The sequence below is a fragment of the Pseudomonas berkeleyensis genome (assembly GCF_014109765.1).
In the GTDB taxonomy this organism is placed as follows: Bacteria; Pseudomonadota; Gammaproteobacteria; order Pseudomonadales; family Pseudomonadaceae; genus Aquipseudomonas; species Aquipseudomonas berkeleyensis.
Genome location: NZ_CP059139.1, coordinates 2,862,480 through 2,885,192, shown reverse-complemented (window position 1 = coordinate 2,885,192; position 22,713 = coordinate 2,862,480). Strand labels below are relative to the sequence as shown.

Genomic DNA, 22,713 nt, shown 5'->3' with positions numbered 1-22,713 from the left:
TTTCAAGATAATTTCCAGACATGCTCCATGTGAAGGCCTTGCTATACATGGACTTTGTGAGATTTGTTCAAGATAACTGAAGTTTCATTTTGAGATAATTTTACGTATGTCGCAGTTTGTTCACCATGAACTCCAGCTTCTGAACCCGTCCTTCGCTTCGCCTTTGGTGGATGTGCTGAACGAGCTTGAGCACCTGCGCCGCTTGCAGCTTGAGGGGAGTACGCCGCTTCCGGTCTTCTACCAATTGAAGAGCATCTTCCACATGCTGGAGAGTCTGGGGTCGGCTCGGATCGAGGGCAATCACACGACCCTTGCAGACTACGTCGAAAGCAAAGTAGAGGGGCGCCAGCAAGAGAGCGACCAGTTGCGGGAGGTCGCGAACATCGAACGGGCAATGGAGTACATCGAGGGCTCCATGAGCCCTGGGGATGCGCTGTCGGAGCATTTCATTCGGGAACTGCATCACCTTGCGGTCAACGATTTGGAAAGGGAGGGCGATCGAACGCCTGGAGCATATCGATCGGGGGCAGTTCGCATTTCCCAATCACCCCATGTTCCTCCTGACGCGGTCTCCGTCGCTGGTTACATGACCGAGTTGGTCGATTTCGTGAATCGACCGGATCCGTCCAAGTACGATCTGATGAAGGTGGCGTTGGCTCATCATCGATTCGGCTGGATCCACCCATTCGGCAATGGCAACGGGCGCGTGGTGAGGCTTTTGACCTACGCGTTGCTGATCAAGTACGGCTTTAACGTGAATGTTGGCGGCAGGTTGCTTAATCCCACGGCGGTTTTCTGCAATGACCGTGAACGTTACTACGCCATGCTGTCCGGCGCAGACAGTGGCACGCCAGAGGGGTTGGAAAGCTGGTGTATCTACGTGCTGGAGGGTGTGCGCGAAGAGCTGGATAAGGTGGATCGTCTGACCGATTTCGAATACCTGACCCGGCACATCCTCAACCCCGCCGTGGATATCGCGCGTAGCCGCTCCCTGATCACGGCAACCGAGGAGGGGGTACTCAAACTCGCCATCAAGAAAGGTATGGTGAAATCGTCGGATTTGGCGCCCGCGTTGCCTGGGTTGACCGCCAATCAGCGAACCTACCAGCTCAAGAAACTGGTCGACCAGGGCATGCTTCGCCCGGTGGTTGAGGGCGCCAGGCAGTATACGATTGGCTTCTCCAATAACTACTTGATTCGTGGCGTTGTAAAAGCGCTACGAGACGAAGGCTTCATTCCTGAACCTGTTGTTGGTTTGTGATCGGATTCTCCACGAACACTAACTGCGACTCGTGGCTGTACTCATAGGGCGTCGTTTCGATGTCAGTAGAGCGGTATTTGACGTTGGTGACGGCCAGGCCGATGCGCTTGCTGGTGCTGTCGCCCTCGAAGATGTTGATGAACACGTCGTTGCCCTCGCAGTCGCGCTCCACGTAGGCGCCGCAGTTGCCGGAATTGTCCGATTCGCTGGCAGTGAAGAGGGTCTTGGCCGACCAGCCATCGAAAACCACCAGCGCGTAGCTGGCCTCCGATGAGCCCTGGCCCGAGCCGGCGCCACCGATGATCACGGCGGAGTGGCTGTCGCTGTAGTCGTCCAGGGTGCGGATCTGGTTGTACTGGCCGCCGAATTCTTCCAGAGGGCGCGCTTCGCCGATCTCCGGACGGACGAGCAGGTAGCCGGCCCAGAAATTACGCCCGGCATTCTCGTAGGAAACCGAGGCGAGGTAGGCCTGTTCGCCGCCTTTGAGCGTGACAGGCAGCAGCTTTTCGATCGTTGGCCCCTGTTCGTTGATCTCTTCGGGCGACCAGGCGGCAATCTGAGTGGACGACGGCGGTGTGGGCGGTGCCGCGAAAGCGGAGGCGGCGGCAGATAAGGCGAAGGCGGCGATAAACTGTGAGCGCATAACTGTTCCCTGTAGTCGGTTGGTTTCCAATGCTGTCGACCAGCGTAGCGCCGAAGATACAAGCGACCCGAGTTCCATGCCAGCCGACACATGTGATGCGTTTGTCATCATTCCTTCGCTGATCCTTCACATCGCTGCCACCGCGATTGGTTGCAATCGCAGCAAACTCTGGAGGACGCTGCGATGCAGATTTGCGTGATAGGAGCTGGATACGTAGGGCTGGTAACGGCGACCTGCTTTGCCGAGATGGGCAATCAGGTGGTTTGCGTTGAGCGTGATCCCCAACGCGTCGCGATGCTGTCGCATGGCGAGGTACCGATCTACGAGCCTGGTCTGGAAGCGATGCTCAAGGCGCAGCTGGTGGGTGGCCAGCTCAGTTTCACTTCGCAGCTTCAGGCCGGAATCCGCCGCGCCGAAGTCATCTTCATCGCCGTGGGTACACCCAGCGGCGAAGATGGCTCGGCTGATCTGAGCCATGTACTGGCTGTCGCCGATGAGTTGGGTGAACGTCTGGAACAGAGCTGCCTGGTAGTGGACAAGTCCACCGTGCCGGTGGGAACTGCCGAGCGGGTCGAGCAACGTATCAATGCCGGCCTGGCACGTCGCGGCAAGCGCTCGCGGGTTACGGTCGCGAGCAATCCGGAGTTTCTTAAGGAAGGCTCTGCGGTCGAGGATTTCATGCGGCCTGACCGGGTGATCGTCGGTTGTGACGACGAGCGCGGCCGGGCGCAGTTGCGCCGGCTGTATGCGCCGTTCCTGCGCAATCACGACCGTCTGCTGTGCATGGGCGTGCGTGCGGCCGAGTTCAGCAAGTACGCGGCCAATGCCTTCCTGGCGACCAAGATTTCCTTCATCAACGAGATGGCCGGCATTTGTGCGCGGCTGGGCGTCGATATCGAGGAGGTACGCCGTGGCATTGGCAGCGATCGGCGCATCGGTACGCATTTCATCTATGCCGGTTGCGGTTATGGTGGTTCGTGTTTTCCCAAGGACGTGAAGGCGTTGATCCGTACGGCGGAGCACGAGGGCATCGAGCCGGGCATCCTGCGAGCGGTGGAGGCGCGCAACGCGCTGCAGAAGACACTGCTGTTCCAGGCTCTGCGCGAGCATTTCAATGGTCACTTGCAGGGCCGCGTCGTCGCGCTCTGGGGGCTGGCGTTCAAGCCGGGTACGGATGACCTGCGCGAAGCGCCGAGCCTGGTGCTGCTGGAGGCATTGCTGACTGCCGGGGCGCGAGTGCAAGCCTGTGATCCTGCTGCCATCCAGGCAGTTGCGCTGCGTTACGCCGATGCGCTCAAGACTGGGCAACTGGTGCTGAGCGAGTCGCCTTACGCGGTGACGCAGGGCGCGGATGCACTGGTGCTGATCACGGAGTGGAAACAGTTCCGTCAGCCTGACTTTCTGCGTGTTCGTGGCGGGATGCGGATGCCGGTGCTATTCGATGGACGCAACATTTATGACGCCGATCAACTGGCGGAACTGGGTTTTCTTTATCGTGGCATTGGCCGACCAGCAAGCGGCAGTTGTAAGGCTAGCGCGGCTTGATAGACTGAGCAGGCAATCCAACCATCCCCATCTGGGAGTCCCATGATCAAGAAATGCCTGTTCCCCGCTGCCGGTTACGGCACCCGCTTTTTGCCAGCGACCAAGGCAATGCCCAAGGAAATGCTTCCGGTGGTGAACAAGCCACTGATCCAGTACGGCGTCGAAGAAGCTTTGGAGGCTGGTCTCGATCAGATTTCCATCGTCACCGGTCGTGGCAAGCGCGCACTGGAAGACCATTTCGACGTGAGCTATGAGCTCGAGCACCAGATCAAGGGCACCGACAAGGAGAAGTATCTGGTTGGTATCCGTCGTCTGATCGACGAGTGCAGCTTCTCTTACACCCGCCAGGTGGAGATGAAGGGGCTGGGCCACGCCATCCTCTGCGGTCAGCCGCTGATCGGTGACGAGCCATTCGCCGTGGTACTGGCCGACGACCTGTGCCTGAACCTGGAAGGTGACAGCGTACTGGCGCAGATGGTCAAGCTGTACAACCAGTTCCGCTGCTCCATCGTCGCGATCCAGGAAGTACCGAAGGACGAAACCTCCAAGTACGGCGTGATCGCCGGCGAGATGATCCGCGAGGACATCTACCGCGTCAGCAACATGGTGGAGAAGCCCAAACCCGAAGACGCGCCGTCGAATCTGGCGATCATCGGTCGTTACATCCTGACCCCGGACATCTTCGACCTGATCCGTAGCACCCCTCCGGGCAAGGGCGGTGAGATCCAGATCACCGACGCCCTCATGCGCCAGGCCCAGCAGGGCTGCGTGATGGCGTACAAGTTCAAGGGCCAGCGTTTCGACTGCGGTAGCGCCGAGGGTTACATCGACGCGACCAATTTCTGCTTCGAGCACCTGTACAAGACCGGCAAGGCGTTCTGATACGTCTGCTAGCCAACGAAACGCCACCCTCGGGTGGCGTTTTGCATTTCAGGGGATGGGCATGTCTTCGGAGCCAGGGCCGAGTGGCTGGCCATAGCTGAACTCCACGTAGTTACCGGCCGGGTCGCGCAGGCCGCAGTAGTAACCGACCGGGTAGGGTTCGTCGCGTGGTGGCCAGATCAGGCAACCATCGTTATTGGCCATGGCGGCGATGCGCTCGACCTCCTCGCGGCTGGCCAGTGCGAAGCCGAAGTGGCTGTAATCATTGGCGGCCAGGTTCCTGTCCTGACCACCGGGCATGATGACGAAGATGAACTGGTGTTCCTTGCCCGGTTCGGCCATCCAGACGATGCGGGTGCCCTTGCCTGGGCGTTCATGGATCACCTGCATGCCGCAGAAGCGCTGATAGAAAGCGATGCAGGCATCGAGGTCGGGCACGTGCAGGGCCAGGTGAGTCAGGGTAGGGCGCATGGGGTTGTCCTCCGCCTTTCAGCTTAGCGTTGGGCTTTGCGGTATGCTCCATGTCTGCCAAGGAGATATCCGATGAGTTACGACTTCGACCTGTTCGTTATCGGCGCCGGTTCCGGCGGCGTACGTGCGGCGCGCTTCGCCGCTGGTTTTGGGGCCCGCGTGGCGGTTGCCGAAAGCCGTTACCTGGGCGGCACCTGCGTCAATGTTGGTTGTGTGCCGAAAAAGCTGCTGGTCTACGGCGCGCATTTCGCCGAGGACTTCGAGCAGGCTTCCGGTTTCGGCTGGTCGCTGGGCGAGGCCAACTTCGACTGGGCGACACTGATCGCCAACAAGAACCGTGAGATCGAACGCCTCAATGGCATCTACCGTAACCTGTTGACCAACAGCGGCGTAAGTCTGTTCGAAGGCCATGCACGTATCGTCGATGCCCACACCGTCGAGGTGAACGGCCAACGTCACCGCGCCGAGCGTATTCTCATCGCCACCGGTGGCTGGCCACAGATTCCGGACATTCCCGGTCGCGAGCATGCCATCAGTTCCAACGAAGCCTTCTTCCTCAAGGCGCTACCCAAGCGCGTGCTGGTGGTGGGCGGTGGCTACATCGCGGTGGAGTTCGCCTCGATTTTCCATGGGCTGGGCGCACAGACTTCGTTGCTGTATCGCGGCGACCTGTTCCTGCGCGGCTTCGACGGCGCGGTGCGTGAACACCTGCGCGATGAGTTGAACAAGAAAGGCCTGGATCTGCAGTTCAATGCCGACATCGCCAGCATTGCGCGCAATGCTGATGGCAGCCTGGCTGCAACGCTCAAGGATGGCCGTGTGCTGGAGGCCGATTGCGTGTTCTACGCCACTGGCCGCCGACCGATGCTGGACAACCTCGGCTTGGAGAACGTCGAAGTCAAGCTGGACGAGCGCGGCTACATCGAAGTTGACGACTTGTTCCAGACCTCCACCCCATCGATTCTCGCCCTGGGCGATGTGATCGGCCGCGTGCAACTGACGCCAGTCGCCCTGGCCGAAGGCATGGCTGTAGCACGTCGGCTGTTCAAGCCGGAGGAATATCGCCCGCTGGATTACCGCATGATCCCCACCGCGGTGTTCAGCCTGCCGAACATCGGCACCGTCGGTCTCAGTGAGGAGCAGGCCATTGAAGACGGGCACAAGGTGAAAGTCTTCGAGAGCCGCTTCCGGCCGATGAAGCTGACGCTGACCGAGAACCCGGAGCGCACGTTGATGAAACTGGTGGTCGATGCTGACAGCGACCGCGTGCTGGGCTGCCACATGGTCGGCCCGGAGGCAGGCGAGATCGTCCAGGGACTGGCCATCGCACTCAAGGCCGGCGCCACCAAGCAGATCTTCGACGAGACCATCGGGGTGCACCCAAGTGCTGCCGAGGAGTTCGTCACTCTGCGTACGCCTACCCGGGGCTGAGTTCGCAGCATGCAGCAGCTGTTCTACATCGCCGATCTGTTCGGTGTGGCGGTGTTCGCCATCACCGGTGCGTTGATGGCCGGGCGCAAGTCCATGGATCTGTTCGGTGTGCTGGTGATGGCCATCGTCACTGCGCTGGGTGGCGGTACGTTGCGCGACCTGATTCTGGACAACCACCCGGTCAGCTGGATTCGCGACGACACCTACATCCTGGTCGCCTCGCTGGCAGCGCTGGGCACGGTGGTATGGGTGCGCATGACCCGGCCAATCCATGAAAAAGGCCTGTTGATCGCCGATGCCTTCGGCCTGGCGGTGTTTACCGTCTATGGCACCGAACTGGCGCTGCAGCATGGCACGCCGATCAGCACGGCGGTGATCATGGGGGTGATGACCGGCGTGGTCGGCGGGGTGATCCGCGACGTGTTGTGCAACGAGATTCCGCTGATCTTCCAGAAGGAAATCTACGCCACCGCCTGCATTGCCGGTGCGCTGACCTTTATCGGCCTGCGCATGCTGGGCACCCCGCACTGGCTGGACACCTGCGTCGCCATGCTGGTGGTGCTGTGCGCCCGCCTGGCGGCGATTCACTGGCACCTGCGGTTGCCACGTTTTCATCTGTTGGACAGGCATTGAACATGATCGAACGACTGGATCATCTGGTACTGACGGTGGCCGATATCGACACCTCCGTCGACTTCTACGAGCGTGTGCTGGGCATGCGTCATGAGCGTTTTGGCGCCGGGCGCAGTGCCCTGGTCTTCGGTCAACAGAAATTCAACCTGCATCAGGCGGGCCGTGAGTTCGAGCCCAAGGCAAGCAGGCCGACGCCAGGCGCCATCGACCTGTGCCTGATCACGCTGTGGCCGCTGGAGCGGGTGCTGGCGCATCTGGTCGAGCAGGGCGTAACCGTCGAAGAAGGGTCGGTGGCTCGTACCGGCGCCATCGGCCCTATCGAGTCGGTGTACTTCCGCGACCCGGATGGCAACCTGATCGAAGTCAGCCGCTATCCCGAAAACGCTCCATAGGGCGCGATGCGCGCACCGCCTTGCTCAAGGTGCCAGTTCCGGGTCGTGATCCCGCTCGGTTTCCTGCGACTGGTCGATGGGTTGAAGATCGGTTGGGCCGGCCTCTTCAGCATCGACATCATCTTCGACCGTCGCCAGCTGCAGCGTACGGCTGGTAGACGCCCATACTTCCCGCAGTTTGTCAGGATTCTCGTTGAGGCTGATGCCGTAGCTCGGGACGATTTCGCGCAGTTTTTCCTGCCAGGTATCCGAGGCGAACTGATCCTTGAACGAGCGCTCCAGCAGGCTCAGCATGATTGGCGCGGCGGTGGATGCGCCCGGTGAAGCGCCGAGCAGGCCGGCAATGCTGCCGTCCCCGGAGGTGACCACCTCCGTGCCCAGCTTCAGTACACCGCCCTTGTCCTCGTCGCGCTTGATGATCTGCACGCGCTGGCCCGCCTGCCACAAGCGCCAGTCGTCCTTGTTTGCCTCGGGGTAGTAGGTCTGGAGTGCTTCGAAGCGATCATCGTCGGATTGCAGTACCTGGCCGATCAGGTAGCGCACCAGGCTGAACTCACTGAGCCCGACCTTGGTCATCGGCCAGAAGTTGCTGGTGGTCATGCTGCTGAACAGATCCCAGTAGGAACCTTCCTTGAGGTATTTGGTGGAAAAGGTGGCGAACGGACCGAACAGAATCACCCGTTTGCCATCGAGCACACGGGTATCGAGGTGCGGCACCGACATCGGTGGTGCACCGGTTGGCGCGATGCCGTAGGCCTTGGCCATATGCTGCGCGGCGACTTCCGGGTTTTCGGTGACCAGGAACGAGCCGCCAACCGGGAATCCACCGTACTCCTCGGCCTCGGCGATGCCGGATTTCTGCAACAGCTTCAATGCGCCGCCGCCTGCGCCAACGAACACGAAGCGGGCGTCGGTGACGCCGTCGCTACCATCGCCGAGATTACGGTAGGCAACGCGCCAGGAGCCGTCGTCGTTGCGGCTGATGTCGCGAACTTCGGTGGAAAGACGCAACGAGAAGTTGTCCTGCTTCTGCAGGTGGCCGACGAACTGGCGGGTAATCTCGCCGAAGTTGACGTCGGTGCCATCCGGCGACCAGGTTGCTGCGAGCTTCTGCTGCGGATCACGTCCGGCCATCATCAAGGGTACCCAGCTCCGGATCTGCTCGGGATCCTGCGAATACTCCATCGAGCTGAACAGTGGGCTGGCTTGCAGCGCGTCGTAACGCTTCTTCAGGAAACGGATATTGTCATCGCCCCAGACGAAGCTCATGTGCGGCGTGCTGTTGATGAAGGAGGGCGGGTTCTGCAGCACACCTTGCTGCACCTGCCAGGCGAGAAACTGGCGGGTGATCTGGAAGGACTCGTTGATCTCGATGGCCTTGCTGATATTGATGTTGCCGTCCTTGTCCTCCGGGGTGTAGTTCAGTTCGGCCAGGGCCGAGTGGCCGGTACCGGCATTGTTCCAGCCATTGCTGCTTTCCTCGGCAACGCCGTCCAGGCGTTCGACCATTTCCATCGACCACTGCGGCTCCAGTTCATTGAGCCAGACGGCCAGTGTCGAGCTCATGATGCCGCCGCCGATGAGCAGAACGTCCACCTTCTTCGGTTCATCGCCATGGGCAGTCGTGCAGCTTAGCGCAATGGCCAGGCCGATCAGCGGCAGATTGATCTTGATGTTCATCCGTTTACCTCCCGAAGGGTGCAGATTATCGCGGGCTTACCTGCAGCCCAGGTGCGCATTGCAGAACCTGGCTACACCTCCAGTAAGGACTACCGGAGGCATTCTTGGGTCGCCCAAGCCGACGGACGGACGGTCAATCCAGCACCTGGAGGGGAAGATAAGAAATTTTCTTCTGATATTTGCCTCACCGAAGATGTCAGAGGCTTCAGGAGGAAACTCAATGCACCTACCCGAGCAGAACAGCCGCAGTGAACCGATCCGGGAAAATATGCCCTTGCAGATCCGTGGCTGGCAGATCGAGAGGCTGGGTTGGTATGGCTTGTTGCTGCTGGTGGGGCTTGCATTGGGAGGCCTGTTCTCCAAAGGGCCACTGAGTGATGCTCAGGTAGTTAGCGAGCAGGGGGATCTGTTACTGGACTACCAACGATTCGCCCGTAATGGTGCGCAGTCGCAACTGATCGTGACCCTTGAAGAGAGAAGCCGATTGAGTATCGCTGGCGAGTTACTCGATGGCTTCTCCATCGACTCGATACAACCCGCACCAATGAGCAGCGCAAGTGATGGCAATGGTGGCCTGGTTCTCGACTTCAGAGTTGGCGCCGAGCGGACTGTAGTAAGCATTCGCCTTACCGCCAACGGTGTCGGTTCCTACCGTTCGACCTTGCATGCTGCCGACCAGCAGGTCGAGTTGAACCAGTTCATCTATCCCTGAGGAAAACACCATGGACGCAGTACTGCGTGCTGGCGCCATCTACCTGGCGCTGCTGCTCCTGTTCAAACTTTCAGGCCGCCGTTCGCTGGCGCAACTCACCACGTTCGACTTCGTCTTGCTGCTGATCATCGGCGAAGCGACCCAGCAGGCCCTGCTGGGTGAGGATTTCTCGATAACCAACGCCGTACTGGTGATCGCGACCCTGATTGTACTGGACGTCGGGGCCTCATTACTTAAGCGCCGCAGTGACTGGTTGGCACGATTGCTCGATGGTTCGCCGACCATCATCGTCGAGGATGGCGTGCCGATGCAGTGGCGTCTGGACAAAGCACGACTGACGCTTGATGACGTCATGGAGTCTGCGCGTGAGAGTGGTTTGGAGCGTCTGGAGCAAATCCGTTACGCAATCATCGAACGCAACGGCAAGATTTCCATCATCCAGCGTGCCAACGAAAAATGAGCATGACCATTCGTCAGCGACTGCCGAGCGAGGCGGAGAATTAGGCTGAACATCCGAGCAGGGCGATTTCTCCAAGTCAGGGCAAGGGCAATCCTGCCCATCACAGAGGAGAAACGACATGACCACCAAGAATCCTGGAAACTTCGCCAACGACCGTGAGAAGGCTTCCGAAGCCGGCAAGAAAGGCGGGCAAAACAGTGGCGGCAACTTCGCCAATGACCGCCAGAAAGCCTCTGAAGCTGGCCGCAAAGGTGGCCAGAACAGCCACGGTGGAGGCCGCGCTTGAGTGACTGCGTAGCTGGGGGAGGCCCTTACCGGGCCTCCTTTCCATAACGGTGAGCATGCCCCTACAAACCAAACGGCAAGCCCGCGAAATACCTTGAACCGTTAAAGCTGTTGACGAGTCAGGTTCTAGTACCGAATCCCTCAATTGGTACAGAACCCATGATCAAGAAATGCCTGTTCCCCGCCGCCGGTTACGGCACCCGTTTTCTTCCCGCTACCAAGTCGATGCCCAAGGAAATGCTGCCGGTCGTCGACACCCCGTTGATCCAGTACGGCGTCGAAGAAGCACTCGAGGCAGGGTTGAACGAAATCGCCATCGTCACTGGACGGGGCAAACGCTCGCTAGAGGATCACTTCGATATCAGCTACGAGCTGGAGCACGAGATTTCCAATACCGGGAAGGAAAAATCCCTTAGTGGTGTTCGCCACCTGATCGACCAATGCACCTTTTCCTACACCCGCCAGATCGCAATGAAGGGGCTTGGCCACGCCATCCTCACCGGGCGCTCGCTGATCGGCGACGAGGCTTTCGCCGTGGTGCTGGCCGATGACCTGTGCCTGAACCTCGATGGCGACGGTGTGCTGACCCAGATGGTCAAGCTCTACGAACAGTTCCGCTGCTCCATCGTCGCCATTCAGGAAGTGCCAATGGAAGAGGTCTCGCGTTATGGCGTGATCGCTGGCGAGGCGCTGCGCGATGACATCTTCCGCATCGACCGCATGGTGGAGAAGCCCAACCCAGAAGATGCGCCGTCCAACCTGGCGATCATCGGTCGCTACATCCTCACGCCCGACATCTTCACCCTGATCGAGCAGACCGAGCCAGGCAAGAGCGGCGAGATCCAGATCACCGATGCCCTGATGAAACAGGCCCAGCAGGGCTGTGTGCTGGCCTACAAATTCAAGGGCCAGCGCTTCGATTGTGGCTCGGCCGAAGGCTACGTGCAGGCCACCAATTTCTGTTTCGAGAACCGCCACAAGACCCACCCGGTGACGGCCAGCCCGCGTTTGCAGGCCGTCTGAACGCTTACCCGATAAGGAGCATGAAAGATGAACGACAAGACATTGCCCGCTCAGCACCAGGAGCGGCAACCTGGTATCGAACACGCCATGCATCCCGAGCCGGTTTATCTCGCCGATGATTACCGTGCTGCCGGCAAGTTGGCCGGCAAGGTGGCGATCATCACTGGCGGCGACAGCGGCATTGGCCGCGCCGTGGCGGTGCATTACGCCCTGGAGGGCGCCAGGGTCGCGCTGGTCTATCTGAACGAAGACGAAGATGCGCAGAAGACCCTGGATGAGGTGAGCCGCCATGGCGGTGAGGCCATCGCCCTGGCCGGTGACGTGGGCGACGGCAGCTTCTGTCAGTGCGTGGTCGATGCAGTGATCGCCAAGTGGGGCCGGATCGATATCCTCATCAACAACGCCGGCGAGCAACACCCCGAGCACAACCTCGAAGCGCTTGACGAGGCTCAGTGGGAAAAGACCTTCCGCACCAACATCTTCGCCATGTTCCACCTGACCAAGGTCGCGCTGGAGCATCTGCAGCCTGGGGCGAGCATCATCAACACCAGTTCGGTGACGGCCTACAAGGGCAATCCGATGTTGCTCGACTACTCCTCGACCAAGGGCGCGATCACCTCGTTCACCCGTTCACTCTCGATCAACCTGGCGCCTCGCGGCATTCGGGTCAACGGCGTAGCGCCGGGGCCGATCTGGACGCCGCTGATCCCATCCACCTTCAGCGCTGAAAAGGTTGCCGAATTCGGTGCCGACACACCGCTTGGTCGGCCCGGCCAACCCGCCGAAGTGGCGCCAGCGTTCGTCTACCTGGCCAGCAACGATGCCTCTTACGTGACCGGGCAAATGCTCCACGTCAACGGCGGTAGCGTGGTCAATGGCTGATGAAAAATAGCCTGAACGAGTCGGCGTGGCGCCTGCCTCAATTTATGTAGAGGCAATCACGCCTCGCGAACAAACCATCAGGAGGTACCAGTAATGGCGACCAACAAGAATCCGGGTAACTTCGCAAACGATCGTCAGAAAGCTTCGGAGGCCGGGCGTAAAGGCGGTCATAACAGCGGCGGCAACTTTGCCAATGACCGCCAGCGGGCGGCTGAAGCCGGGCGCAAGGGCGGCCAGAGCAGCCGCCGCGATCGCGAGTCGTGATCGTCCCCTCAGAGCCCGCTTGCAGCGGGCTCTGACATTTCTGACCGGTGTGATTGAAAGACCTGAGGAGGGCATGACGATGAACGCCATCGATCTGCTGAAAAAAGACCACGAAACCGTCAAAGAGCTGCTGGGCAAACTCGAGGAAACCACCGAGCGCGCCGTGCAGACACGCAAGAAGCTGCTGCTCAAGATCGAACAGGAGCTGAAGATCCATACCGAGCTTGAAGAGAAGATTTTCTATCCGGCCTTCAGACGCGCTGGCGACAAGGACGATGCAGTGCTCACCGTCGAGGCCAAGGAAGAGCACCGTGCAGTGGAGGCCCTGGTGCTACCGGACATCAAGGAAACCTCGCCCTCGACGCTGGAGTTCGCCGGTCGGGTCAAGGTGCTCAAGGAATTGCTCGAACACCATATCGAGGAAGAAGAGCGAGACATGTTTCCCCAGGCCAGAAAGCTGCTGAGCAAGAGTCAGCTGGATGATCTGGGCGAAGCGATGGAAGTGCTGCGCAAGTCGCTCAAGGACAGTTCGCCGGCCAAGGCGGCCTGAGGGCAGGCTGTCTGCAGGCACCTGCGCCAAGCAAGTGCCTGCATGCTCAGCGCTGCCGCAGGTGGGGCTGATAGGTCAGGCGCAGGGCCACGCAGGCGATGCGCTCGGCCTGCGCATAATCGGCTTTTTCCAGTTCCTCGCCGAATACGTCCGGATCGATTTCCTCGTAGCTCCAGTCCCAGCCGGTATCGCGCAGTGACAGGCGAATGGCGTTGAGGAACGGGTCTTCGCCGTCGAAAATGGCCACGCCGGTATACAGCAGCAAGGTGCCACCCGGCGCCAGTCGTTCCATCGCCGTATCGAAGATCGCCAGCGATAGCCCGGCGCCATGCTTGCCACCGCCGTGGCGATAGGTGCGTTGCTGCGCATCGAGCATATAGGGCGGGTTGGCGATGATCAGATCGAACTGACCCTCCACGTCGTGCAGCAGATCACTGCTTTGCACGCGCAGGTTGTAGATGCCGGCGAGTCGTGCATTCACCGCTGTCAGGGCCAAGGCGCGCGGATTGATGTCCAGCGCCATCACCTGGGCACCAGGTTGCAGCCGCGCGGCGGTGATCGCGCCGGGCCCGGCGCCACAGCCAATATCGGCAATGCGCCTTAGCGGCTGGTGGCTGTGCTGCAGGTAGTCGCGTAGCAGGCGAGTGAAACGGTAGGTGTCGGGGCCGAAGAACACCGAATCGCTTTCCTCGGTGGGATAGCGTGAGTGCACGTAGAGACCATCGCCGAGGGTCGACCATCGCACAGCACTGAGCCAGCCATCGTCGCGGGCCTGTAGCACCTGGGCCTCGCGCATCACCGTCATGATGTCGTCGTCGAGCAAACCATTCTGAAACGGCCGACTCCAGCCGAACACATCCCGTAGATCGCGTGCCCAGCGATTCTCTGTGCGCTGGAGGACGCGCTGATGGGTGAGCGGAGTAGGGGTAATGAATTGGTAGCCGCGGGCACGCAACAGCGTGCCCAGACGCAGCAGTGCAAGGCTCTCGGCCGATTCGAAGTCGGGTTCATGCATGGGGCTTCTCCTGGTTTCAGCGCGCCTGCTGTGCCAGCGCAGCGAAGGTTCGGGTCGCAGCCAGCCCAGCCGTGCTGGCATGGTGAGCGGGCGCCTGTAGCTCGATCAGGCGTACCTCGCGCTGGCTGGCGTCCAGGCGATTGAGCTGCACCAGCAGATCGCGCCGCTCGCGATCCAGTTCTCCGCGCTGATGCGCTGTACTCGGCAGCTGCGCGATAGCCGTTGGATGCCGACGGCGGAAGGGGTTCTGTGGGCTGTCCTGGCGCCAGTCACCGGCGATCCAGTCATGCAGCAAATGACGCTCGTAAGGGCTGAAGACGCCGAACATCGACGCGCCTTCACCTTGGACCAGCCGCCAGAAACGGCTGTTGGCCGGATCGCGGTCACGGCGGATCCAGCCATGGCGTTGCAGCGCATCGAGGAAACCGGCCATGCCGTTGTCATCGGCCAGCCACTGGTTCACCGTGCGGCCCTCTATCCGGCAGTAGTCGGAGTGCATCTGGCTGGCCACGCTGCGTTTGCGTTCCAGCGCCTGCAACAGCTCACGTTCGAGATCGAAGCTTTCGATCACCGCGGTGGAGCCTACGCCCAGCTCGTTGAGGCAATAGCCGCGCATCACCCGTCGATAGAACGCCTCGGTATCGCCTACCCGAGGCAGGTTTTCCAGCACGCTCTGCACCGCCTTGGCGGCATGGCCGCTGGCGCTGTTGTCGATGGTGACGTGCAGTTGGAAGTAATAGGGGTCGATGCCCAGCTCGTTGAGTTCGAAGGCCGTGATCAACAGGTGCAGTGGCAACTGTTCGTAGCCAAGGTTGTAACCGATGACCTCGGGCAGGTAATCCTCGGTCAGCAATCCCAGCGCCAGCTGGATCGCACCCTGGCGGTAGAGTGCGTCATCCAGCTCGCCCAGGTCGTCGCAGCCTTGCGTCGCCAGCAGCCGGCGGTACAGGCAGACGTGGTTCTGTGCGGCGACGCCATCGCCCAGCTCTTCCAGATAGGTGCGTACCAACGGGTACAAGCGGTTGTCACGCCAGTGCGGCAGCGTGCCGTAGAGCCAGGCGCCATCGACCAGCTTGGTCGGTGCGACGCTACGCAGGAAATGCAGGGCGTGGGCATGGCCCGTGAAGTAGCGACGCCCTTCGCCTGACTTACGCCCGGCCAGGTAGGTCGCATATTCGGCGCTCACCGCCTGGCTGTGCTGAACAGACCAGGCCGGCAACGCCTGCACCGTGGGCGGCAGGTCGCAGGGTAAGTGCTGCGCTTCGTGCAGACATTCCTCAATGAAGCTGCGTGCCAGGGCGTGGCCGGGCACGGGCTCCTCCAGCAACTGACGATAGATGCGCTGCCATGGGCCGCCACTGACGGCAAGGGAAATAGGCTGGGTAGCAGGGGTGTCGACGAAGCTTGCGATCGACATGGGGCAGGTCTCCTCGTTCAGGGCCATGTCCTGTTTAGGAGAGGAGCCCGAGAGCAAAGATTCCACCTAAATTAGGTCGTACGCTTTTGAGCCCTTGGTGCGCGCGGCGCACCTTACGGAGTCCATGCTCCGATCCGCTATCGGCGTTAGCGATAGGTTGAACCCGAATGGCCAACCGCTTCTCCACACACAGGAATGGATGGAGCGAGTGAGTCATGGCGGAAAGTACTTTTGGCATCGAGGAAGAGTATTTCCTCACCGATCTGCATAGCCGGCGAGTGGCGCAACACGGGGTTGAGGCGTTTGCCGAAGCCAGTCGCAGCGAACTGGGTGAGCGGGTCACGCGAGAGATGTTCGCGGCCCAGTTCGAAGTGGTGACTCCCGTACTGCGTGAGCTCGACGAGGCGCGCGAATGCCTGGGCGATGCGCGTCGTACCCTGGCCCGGTTGGCTGCTGTGCACGACTGCGGCATCCTCGCGGCCGGCACCCATCCGCTGGAACAGTGGCGCCGCGTACAAGCCACGGACATGGCACGTTATCGGGCGATCTTCGACGACTACCGCATCGTCGCCAGCCGTAGCGTACTGGCCGGTTTGCATGTGCATGTCGGGGTGCCCGAAGAGGTTGACCGTATCTGCCTGATGAACCGGCTGACGCCATGGCTGCCACTGTTGCTGGGGCTGAGCGCGTCATCGCCGTTCTGGGATGGTCGTCCCTCGGGGCTGATGAGCTATCGCCAGGCCGTCTGCGATGAGTGGCCGCGTATGGGTATCCCCGACCATTTTCACGACGCTGCCGAGTACCAGCGCTATCTGAAAGTGATGACCGACACCGACTGCATCGCCTCGGCCATCAACCTGTGGTGGAACATTCGCCCCTCACTACGCTACCCGACGCTGGAGCTGCGCATCGCCGATGCCTGTCCGCGCTTGGAGGATGCGCTGTGCATTGCCGGGCTGTTTCGCGCCATGGTCGATCATGCGCTGAACGCGCCGCACCATGCCTGGTTCGACGATCCAATGACGCGCATCCTCACCGTGGAAAACCGTTGGCGAGCCAAGCGCCGCGGCATGCGCGGCCTGTTCGTCGAGCCCCGCAGCCAGCGCCCGCTGCCGTTCACGGCTTGGCTGGAGGCGGTGCTGCAGTGCATTGCCGAGCATGTCCCCCACAAGGATCGGGCAATCCTGGTGCATGCCCGGAAACTCGCGCGCCTGGGCGGCAGCGCCGAGATGCAGCTGCGCATCTACCGGCGTGCCCGTAGCGCCGGTGCGGAGCATCGCAATGCTCTGCATGAAGTGGTCGATACGCTGCTGGCGCAAACGGCCTTGCAGCAGGTTCGGCAATTAGCCTGAACATCTGCTCATGGGTGATTTCGGAATAGGGACATGCCTTATCCGGGAGAAGCCCCATGCAAGCATTGACCTATCACGGCAGCCACGACGTTCGAGTGGAGCAGGTGCCGGATCCGATCATCGAGCAACCCGACGACATCATCCTGAGGGTCACTGCCACGGCTATCTGCGGTTCGGATCTGCACTTGTATCGCGGCAAGATTCCGCAGGTGAAGGATGGCGACATCTTTGGCCATGAGTTCATGGGCGTGGTCGAGGAAGTTGGTTCCGAGGTGACTGCCGTCAGCAAGGGCGATCGGGTGATCGTGCCTTTCGTCATCGCCTGTGGCGGCTGCTTTTTCTGCCAGATGGATCTGCACGCGGCCTGCGAAACCACCAATCCGGGGCGTGGCGCGATTCTCAACAAGAAACAGATACCGTCCGGGGCTGCCTTGTTCGGCTACAGCCACCTCTATGGCGGGGTGCCGGGTGGTCAGGCCGAGCTGGTTCGTGTGCCCAAAGCCAATGCCGGGCCATTCAAGGTGCCGGATGTGCTGGACGACGAGCAGGTGCTGTTTCTGACCGACATCCTCCCCACGGGCTATCAGGCCGTGGTCAATGCCGGGGTCAAGCAGGGCAGCAGTGTGGCGATCTTCGGCGCTGGCCCGGTAGGGCTGATGAGCGCGGCCTGCGCACGGATGCTTGGCGCCGAGCAGATATTCATGGTCGATCAACACGACTACCGCCTTAAATACGCCCAGCAGACCTACGGCGTCATACCGATCAATTTCGATGTGATTGACGACCCGGCCAGCTCCATCATCGAACAGACATCCGGTTGCCGGGGTGTGGATACGGTGATCGATGCGGTGGGCTTCGAGGCCAAGGGCAGCATCACCGAAACGGTGTTGACCAAACTCAAGCTGGAAGCCAGCAGTGGGGCAGCCTTGCGCCAATGCATCGCGGCGGTACGCCGAGGCGGAACAGTGAGCGTGCCGGGCGTTTACGCCGGGTTCATCCACGGCTTTCTGTTTGGTGATGCCTTCGACAAGGGGCTGACCTTCAAGATGGGCCAGACCCATGTCCACCCGCTATTGCCCACATTGCTCGAGCATATCCAGAAGGGCGAGCTAAGCCCGGAAATCATCATCAGCCATCGCATGCGCCTGGCCGATGCCGCAGAGGGCTACCGCCTGTTCGACTCGGCTCGAGAGCAATGTCGCAAGGTAATCCTGCGTCCTTGAGTACGCATCGCCACGCGCCACTGGCCAGATTCTCTGAACCTTTACCCGGGCCTTGGCCTTCTAAAACTCACGGGAGCCAGAAGCGGCTTCGTCATTCAACTGTCAGGAGGAAACGCCATGTCACTGACTCATAACGTCCATCGCCTGGAACGCGCCATCTCGCTCGCCACAGGGGTCAGCGCCGTCGTCGCCGGCGTCTGCCAGGGCGGCACTTCAGGTGTGCTCAAGGCTCTCGGCGGCGCCGCGCTACTGCAACGCGGCCTGACGGGACACTGCGTGGTGAAGGGCTTGATCAGCGACCCCAAGGCCGAAATCGAATGCCTGCGTGAACGCGTGGCCGAACTGCGCGCGGCGCTGCCGCGCCTGCAAAAGGAAGTGGCGGCGATGAAAGGGCGGCAGGAAAACCGCCTGGATCACGCCGTGGAAGAAACCTTTCCGGCCAGCGATCCGATCTCGCCGTGACCGACCGTAGCGCTCAGGCGATGGCGCCCCTGCGCCATCGCCACGAAAAGAACCCTACCCATGGAGGTACGTGATGAAGCACACCACGCTCGGGCCCCAGCCAGAGGAAGTACCAGAAGATACCTTGGATTTCACCGCTGACGAGGAAAGCCTCACGGCAGGTGATCCCTCGGTACAGCAAGCCGCGCGTCCCCCACTTGACCCACAGGATCAGCCTGGGCTGACCGGCGCTGCTACGCAGAGCGAAAGCGCCCATGAAGACAACGTCAGCCTCGATGACCTGAGCCCCGATACCCTGTTCGACGAAAGTGGTGCACGTTCCCCTCTCGAACAGGGCGGCAATGGCCCAGCGGATGAGGAGCTGCGTAGCGTCGAGGAAACGGAAATCGGTGGCGGCAGCGGCCTGGACGAGGCCGAGCTGGGCCGCTCCGCACCGCTCGATGGCAAACCCTGGGCCGATGAAGTTGCACCTAGCGGCAAGGAGACTGATCAATGAGCGAGGAACGTACCTGCGCCTGCCCATACTGCGATTGCCTGGTCGAATCCCAGACCTGGGTGCAGGATGCCGTGGGCGACGGCCTGGCCTATTGCTGCGAGGCCTGCCAGCAGGGTCACCCCAACGGCATGATCGAATGCCAGCATGCTGGCTGCGATTGTGGTGAGCGCTTGGCGCTTGAGCGTACTCAGGAGTCATAGAACTGCATTTCTACCCAGCCATGTGAGGAGTAGGGGCGGCAGTTCTTTCGCCGTGTTCCCCATCAGCGACAGATCGTGTTGCGCTGATGGTGGGTTATCGCGGGGCGGCAATCCGCCGCAGCTGATGACGTGGGTGAAATGACGTGGGTGGCAGGTGGCTGACCCTCCCTAGGAATCCCCGTTCAATCGCACCAGATCGAAGGGCGCTGAACGAGGATCGCCGGTCTGCGGTTAGCGCGTTATCAGGACTTGCCGCGCAGGGCCTCCAGCAGCTCCTGCTTGCGCATCCGTGAACGCCCTGACAGGTCACGCTTGCGCGCCAGCTCCATCAATTCGTCGCGGCTCATGGCCTCCAGCTTCTGTCCCGGCCGGGGAATGCCCTGGCGGGTCTTCGAGGCGCGGCGGGCGGAAGATTCGCGGGCTGCCTGTTTGACGGCGGGCGGTGTGGTGCGCCCCGAACCACCGGCTTTCTCACCACCACCGGACTGTTTGTTCACCGTCGCCCAGGCCCGAGCTTCGGCTTCGTCCTCGGGTACGCCGCGTTCCTTGTAGCTGTCCTCGATGTGCTCGGCTTTGCGCTTCTGCTTGGCGGTGTATTTGTCCTTGCTACCACGGGGCATGAGCTTTCTCCCGGTTGGCCATGCAGCGGGATTGCCTCATGGCGCTTATCGGGAAAGAAGCCGCAGCAGGTGATTGGTTCCCTGTTTCGGATGTTCGGCGGCGCAAATCGAGCGAACCTCTTCGCGGTTTCGCTGTTTAGACATAAAGCGTTCCTCGATGGTGAACACAGATGGAAGTGTACGAACGAATCCTCACGACCCTGGCACAGGAGTTTTCCGATCTGCACCAGGTCGAACACCTGACCCGCGCCACGCTGCGCCTGGTGCTGGCCATGTTCCTCGGCGGCTTGCTTGGCTACGAGCGCGCTGTGATGGGCAAGGCCGCCGGCATGCGCACGCACATGCTGGTGTGTCTGGGGGCGGCGATCTTCGTCATGGCGCTTGAGCAGAATGGCGCTGAATCAGACGCCATGAGCCGGGTGATCCAGGGTGTCGCCGCTGGTATCGGTTTTCTTTGCGCCGGCACCATTCTCAAGGGGCGGAGCATTTCCGACGTGAAGGGACTGACCACTGCCGCCGGTCTTTGGGCTTCGGCGGCCATCGGCGTGGCGGTTGGCCTCGGCCGTGAGGCCACGGCGGTGCTGGCCACGGTGATCGTGCTGGTGGTGCTGCATCTGATGCCGATGGTGGTCGACCCCAGCGCCAACATCCAGTCGGACGACGAGCCGGACTCCGAGCCGCGCGACAAGCACTAGCCGCTGAGGCCGGCAAAAACAGCCTGAACTTTTCCTTCCGCGCTGGCCTCGGAATTTCTGTAGGCCAGTGACACCCGCACCTCCCGCGACCCCATGTCCGCCAGGCGAAAAGGAGCCCGGAACGATGCCGTCCCCACGCTATGCCGACGACCCAGTCATCCATGCCATCCAGCAGCCGCGTCTGGCCATCGAGTCGGTGCAGCCGGTCGTCGAGGGTGGGCGCTTCGCGGCCAAGTGCCTGAGCGGGAAACCGTTGACCGTCAACGCGGTAATTTTCGCCGATGGCCACGACCAGTTGGCCGCCGACCTGCTATGGCGTGGCAACGGCCAGGCCACCTGGCAGCGCGTGCCCATGCAGATGCTTGGCAATGATCGCTGGGCGGCCTCGCTGTTGATCGAGAGCGAAGGCCGCGGTGAGTTCGCCATCGAGGCCTGGCAGGACATCTACGCGAGCTTTCGCTATGAGCTGGTGAAGAAATACGGCGCTGGTGTGCCGGTCAGCCTGGAGGTGCAGGAAGGCGCCGAACTGGTACGGCGTATCCGCAGCCAGGCGCCTCAGGAAACCCACCCAGAGCTGGACGCGTTGGTGGCGAGGATAGAAGAGGCACAGTCGATCGAAGAACGCGTCGCGGTGCTCGTCGAACCGGCGCTGGGCGAGCTGATGCGCCGCGCCGAATACCGTCCGCACCTGCTGCGCAGCATGCACTACCCGCTGGATGTGGAGCGGCAGCTGGCGCAGTTCGCCAGTTGGTACGAGCTGTTCCCGCGCTCGCTCGGTAGCGACGGTCGCCACGGCACCTTCGCCGATGTGCAGGCGCGCATCCCGGAAATCGTCCAGCTCGGTTTCGACGTGCTGTATTTCCCGCCGATTCACCCGATTGGCAGCACCCATCGCAAGGGGCCGAACAACAGCCTCAGCGCCGGCCCGGATGATCCCGGCAGCCCATACGCCATAGGCAGCGATGAGGGCGGCCACGATACGGTGCACCCGCAACTGGGCAGCCTCGATGATTTTCGCGAGCTGGTGCGCGTCGCCCGTGAACACGGACTGGAAGTGGCGCTGGATTTCGCCGTGCAGTGCTCGCCGGATCATCCCTGGCTCAGGCAACACCCCGGCTGGTTCAGCTGGCGACCGGACGGCAGCATTCGCCATGCCGAGAATCCGCCGAAAAAGTACGAGGACATCGTCAACGTCGAGTTCTATGCCGAAGCGGCGCTTCCCGATCTGTGGCTGGCATTGCGTGATGTGGTGCTGGGTTGGGTGGAGCAGGGCGTGACGCTGTTTCGCGTGGACAACCCGCACACCAAACCAATGCCGTTCTGGGAATGGCTGATCGCCGATGTGCGCGAGCGCCACCCCGAGGTAATCTTCCTCTCCGAGGCCTTTACCCGCCCAGCGATGATGGCGCGCCTGGGCAAGCTCGGTTTCAGCCAGAGCTACACCTACTTCACCTGGCGCAACACCAAAGCCGAGCTGCAGGCGTATTTCACCGAGCTGAACCAGCCGCCGTGGCGCCATTGCTACCGGCCGAATTTCTTCGTCAACACGCCGGACATCAACCCCTACTACCTGCAGCGCAGTGGGCGCCCTGGGTTTCTCATCCGCGCCGCGCTGGCGACCATGGGCTCCGGCCTGTGGGGCATGTATTCGGGTTTTGAACTGTGCGAAGCAGAGCCGGTGCCGGGCAAGGAAGAGTACTTCGACTCGGAGAAGTACCAGCTGCGCCCACGCGACTATCAGGCGCCCGGCAACATCAATGGGGAGATCGCCCGACTCAACCAGATCCGCCGTGAGAACCCGGCGCTGCAGACGCATCTGGGCTTCCAGGCCTACAGCGCCTGGAACGAGAACATCTTCTACTTCGGCAAGCGCACCGATGACCTGAGCAACTTCATCCTGATCGCCATCAGCCTCGATCCCGAGCGCCCCCAGGAGGCCTATTTCGAGCTGCCGCTCTGGGAGCTGGGCCTGCCTGACGACGCTGACCTGCAAGGCGAAGACCTGATGAACGGCCATCGATGGACATGGCACGGCAAGGTGCAGTGGATGCGCATCGAGCCCTGGCACCTGCCGTTCGGCATCTGGCGTATCCAGACCGTTCGCTGAACAACGGAGTAT

26 protein-coding genes are annotated in these 22,713 nt (G+C 61.3%); 20 read left to right on the top strand and 6 right to left on the bottom strand.

What is annotated here, in order from left to right:
- Nucleotides 1-106 precede the first annotated feature (106 nt).
- A complete protein-coding gene (locus tag HS968_RS13415) occupies nt 107-1,261 on the top strand; it encodes a Fic family protein (protein ID WP_119691334.1) in 1,155 nt (384 codons plus the stop codon).
- Here HS968_RS13415 and HS968_RS13410 read toward each other — a convergent pair.
- Nucleotides 1,233-1,904 carry a hypothetical protein gene (locus tag HS968_RS13410; protein WP_182366349.1) on the bottom strand — a complete coding sequence of 224 codons (672 nt, stop codon included), beginning with the start codon at nt 1,902-1,904 and terminating at the stop codon, nt 1,233-1,235. The genes HS968_RS13415 and HS968_RS13410 overlap by 29 nt on opposite strands.
- Nucleotides 1,905-2,087: 183 nt before the next feature.
- Here HS968_RS13410 and HS968_RS13405 point away from each other — a divergent pair, with 183 nt between their 5' ends.
- Together HS968_RS13405 and galU (HS968_RS13400) are read left to right on the top strand one after the other, a co-directional pair.
- Nucleotides 2,088-3,449, top strand: a complete 1,362-nt coding sequence (locus HS968_RS13405) for a UDP-glucose dehydrogenase family protein (RefSeq protein ID WP_182366346.1) — start codon at nt 2,088-2,090, stop codon at nt 3,447-3,449.
- Between the two features lie 42 nt (nt 3,450-3,491).
- A complete protein-coding gene (galU, locus tag HS968_RS13400; RefSeq protein WP_119691331.1) occupies nt 3,492-4,331 on the top strand; it encodes a UTP--glucose-1-phosphate uridylyltransferase GalU in 840 nt (279 codons plus the stop codon).
- 48 nt (nt 4,332-4,379) lie between these two features.
- Here the strand turns inward: galU (HS968_RS13400) and HS968_RS13395 are convergent, their stop codons facing one another.
- Nucleotides 4,380-4,802, bottom strand: a complete 423-nt coding sequence (locus tag HS968_RS13395; protein WP_182366344.1) for a VOC family protein — start codon at nt 4,800-4,802, stop codon at nt 4,380-4,382.
- 72 nt (nt 4,803-4,874) lie between these two features.
- Here HS968_RS13395 and gorA point away from each other — a divergent pair, with 72 nt between their 5' ends.
- The 3 genes from gorA to HS968_RS13380 are packed head-to-tail and all read left to right on the top strand — an operon-like array spanning nt 4,875 to nt 7,258.
- A complete protein-coding gene (gene gorA / locus HS968_RS13390; protein WP_182366342.1) occupies nt 4,875-6,233 on the top strand; it encodes a glutathione-disulfide reductase in 1,359 nt (452 codons plus the stop codon).
- A 9-nt stretch (nt 6,234-6,242) separates the two neighbouring features.
- The gene (locus HS968_RS13385) at nt 6,243-6,866 is read left to right on the top strand and encodes a trimeric intracellular cation channel family protein (protein WP_182366340.1); all 624 of its coding nucleotides are present in this window, start codon (nt 6,243-6,245) and stop codon (nt 6,864-6,866) included.
- A gap of 2 nt (nt 6,867-6,868) precedes the next feature.
- A complete protein-coding gene (locus HS968_RS13380) occupies nt 6,869-7,258 on the top strand; it encodes a VOC family protein (protein ID WP_182366338.1) in 390 nt (129 codons plus the stop codon).
- A 24-nt stretch (nt 7,259-7,282) separates the two neighbouring features.
- Here HS968_RS13380 and mqo read toward each other — a convergent pair whose 3' ends face one another.
- The gene (gene mqo, locus HS968_RS13375; RefSeq protein ID WP_182366336.1) at nt 7,283-8,938 is read right to left on the bottom strand and encodes a malate dehydrogenase (quinone); all 1,656 of its coding nucleotides are present in this window, start codon (nt 8,936-8,938) and stop codon (nt 7,283-7,285) included.
- 220 nt (nt 8,939-9,158) lie between these two features.
- Here mqo and HS968_RS13370 point away from each other — a divergent pair, with 220 nt between their 5' ends.
- From HS968_RS13370 to HS968_RS13340, 7 genes are all read left to right on the top strand, one after another.
- Complete coding sequence (locus HS968_RS13370; protein ID WP_119691325.1) at nt 9,159-9,650, top strand: hypothetical protein; 492 nt, start codon at nt 9,159-9,161, stop codon at nt 9,648-9,650.
- 10 nt (nt 9,651-9,660) lie between these two features.
- Complete coding sequence (locus HS968_RS13365) at nt 9,661-10,110, top strand: DUF421 domain-containing protein (protein ID WP_119691324.1); 450 nt, start codon at nt 9,661-9,663, stop codon at nt 10,108-10,110.
- A 118-nt stretch (nt 10,111-10,228) separates the two neighbouring features.
- Nucleotides 10,229-10,396, top strand: a complete 168-nt coding sequence (locus HS968_RS13360) for a con-10 family general stress protein (protein WP_119691323.1) — start codon at nt 10,229-10,231, stop codon at nt 10,394-10,396.
- A gap of 158 nt (nt 10,397-10,554) precedes the next feature.
- On the top strand, nt 10,555-11,418 hold the full coding sequence (galU, locus tag HS968_RS13355; protein ID WP_119691322.1) for a UTP--glucose-1-phosphate uridylyltransferase GalU: 864 nt from the start codon (nt 10,555-10,557) through the stop codon (nt 11,416-11,418).
- 27 nt (nt 11,419-11,445) lie between these two features.
- Entirely contained in the window at nt 11,446-12,300 is an 855-nt protein-coding gene (locus tag HS968_RS13350; RefSeq protein ID WP_179624922.1) for an SDR family oxidoreductase, read from the top strand.
- A 93-nt stretch (nt 12,301-12,393) separates the two neighbouring features.
- Nucleotides 12,394-12,564, top strand: a complete 171-nt coding sequence (locus HS968_RS13345; protein ID WP_119691320.1) for a con-10 family general stress protein — start codon at nt 12,394-12,396, stop codon at nt 12,562-12,564.
- Nucleotides 12,565-12,643: 79 nt separating this feature from the next.
- Complete coding sequence (locus HS968_RS13340) at nt 12,644-13,114, top strand: hemerythrin domain-containing protein (RefSeq protein WP_119691319.1); 471 nt, start codon at nt 12,644-12,646, stop codon at nt 13,112-13,114.
- A gap of 46 nt (nt 13,115-13,160) precedes the next feature.
- Here HS968_RS13340 and HS968_RS13335 read toward each other — a convergent pair whose 3' ends face one another.
- Complete coding sequence (locus tag HS968_RS13335) at nt 13,161-14,129, bottom strand: class I SAM-dependent methyltransferase (protein WP_182366334.1); 969 nt, start codon at nt 14,127-14,129, stop codon at nt 13,161-13,163.
- Between the two features lie 16 nt (nt 14,130-14,145).
- A complete protein-coding gene (locus tag HS968_RS13330; RefSeq protein WP_182366332.1) occupies nt 14,146-15,546 on the bottom strand; it encodes an iron-containing redox enzyme family protein in 1,401 nt (466 codons plus the stop codon).
- Nucleotides 15,547-15,761: 215 nt separating this feature from the next.
- On the opposite strand from HS968_RS13330, the gene HS968_RS13325 reads away from it, so the two are divergent.
- The 5 genes from HS968_RS13325 to HS968_RS13305 all read left to right on the top strand — a co-directional run bounded on the left by HS968_RS13325 (nt 15,762) and on the right by HS968_RS13305 (nt 19,279).
- Complete coding sequence (locus tag HS968_RS13325) at nt 15,762-16,898, top strand: carboxylate-amine ligase (protein WP_182366330.1); 1,137 nt, start codon at nt 15,762-15,764, stop codon at nt 16,896-16,898.
- 56 nt (nt 16,899-16,954) lie between these two features.
- Nucleotides 16,955-18,121 (top strand): zinc-dependent alcohol dehydrogenase, encoded by a 1,167-nt coding sequence (locus HS968_RS13320; RefSeq protein WP_182366328.1) that lies wholly within the window; start codon nt 16,955-16,957, stop codon nt 18,119-18,121.
- 117 nt (nt 18,122-18,238) lie between these two features.
- Entirely contained in the window at nt 18,239-18,583 is a 345-nt protein-coding gene (locus HS968_RS13315) for a YgaP family membrane protein (protein WP_182366327.1), read from the top strand.
- Between the two features lie 73 nt (nt 18,584-18,656).
- Nucleotides 18,657-19,079: a hypothetical protein gene (locus HS968_RS13310; RefSeq protein WP_182366325.1), complete on the top strand. Its 423-nt coding sequence runs from the start codon at nt 18,657-18,659 to the stop codon at nt 19,077-19,079.
- The gene (locus HS968_RS13305) at nt 19,076-19,279 is read left to right on the top strand and encodes a metallothionein (RefSeq protein WP_182366323.1); all 204 of its coding nucleotides are present in this window, start codon (nt 19,076-19,078) and stop codon (nt 19,277-19,279) included. Before HS968_RS13310 ends, HS968_RS13305 begins: the two co-directional genes overlap by 4 nt.
- Before the next feature lie 242 nt (nt 19,280-19,521).
- On the opposite strand, the gene HS968_RS13300 is transcribed toward HS968_RS13305, so the two are convergent.
- Nucleotides 19,522-19,899: a Rho termination factor N-terminal domain-containing protein gene (locus tag HS968_RS13300; RefSeq protein WP_182366321.1), complete on the bottom strand. Its 378-nt coding sequence runs from the start codon at nt 19,897-19,899 to the stop codon at nt 19,522-19,524.
- A gap of 170 nt (nt 19,900-20,069) precedes the next feature.
- Between HS968_RS13300 and HS968_RS13295 the strand changes: the two genes are divergently transcribed.
- A complete protein-coding gene (locus HS968_RS13295) occupies nt 20,070-20,594 on the top strand; it encodes an MgtC/SapB family protein (RefSeq protein ID WP_182366319.1) in 525 nt (174 codons plus the stop codon).
- A gap of 124 nt (nt 20,595-20,718) precedes the next feature.
- The gene (locus tag HS968_RS13290) at nt 20,719-22,701 is read left to right on the top strand and encodes an alpha-1,4-glucan--maltose-1-phosphate maltosyltransferase (protein WP_182366317.1); all 1,983 of its coding nucleotides are present in this window, start codon (nt 20,719-20,721) and stop codon (nt 22,699-22,701) included.
- Nucleotides 22,702-22,713 lie beyond the last annotated feature (12 nt).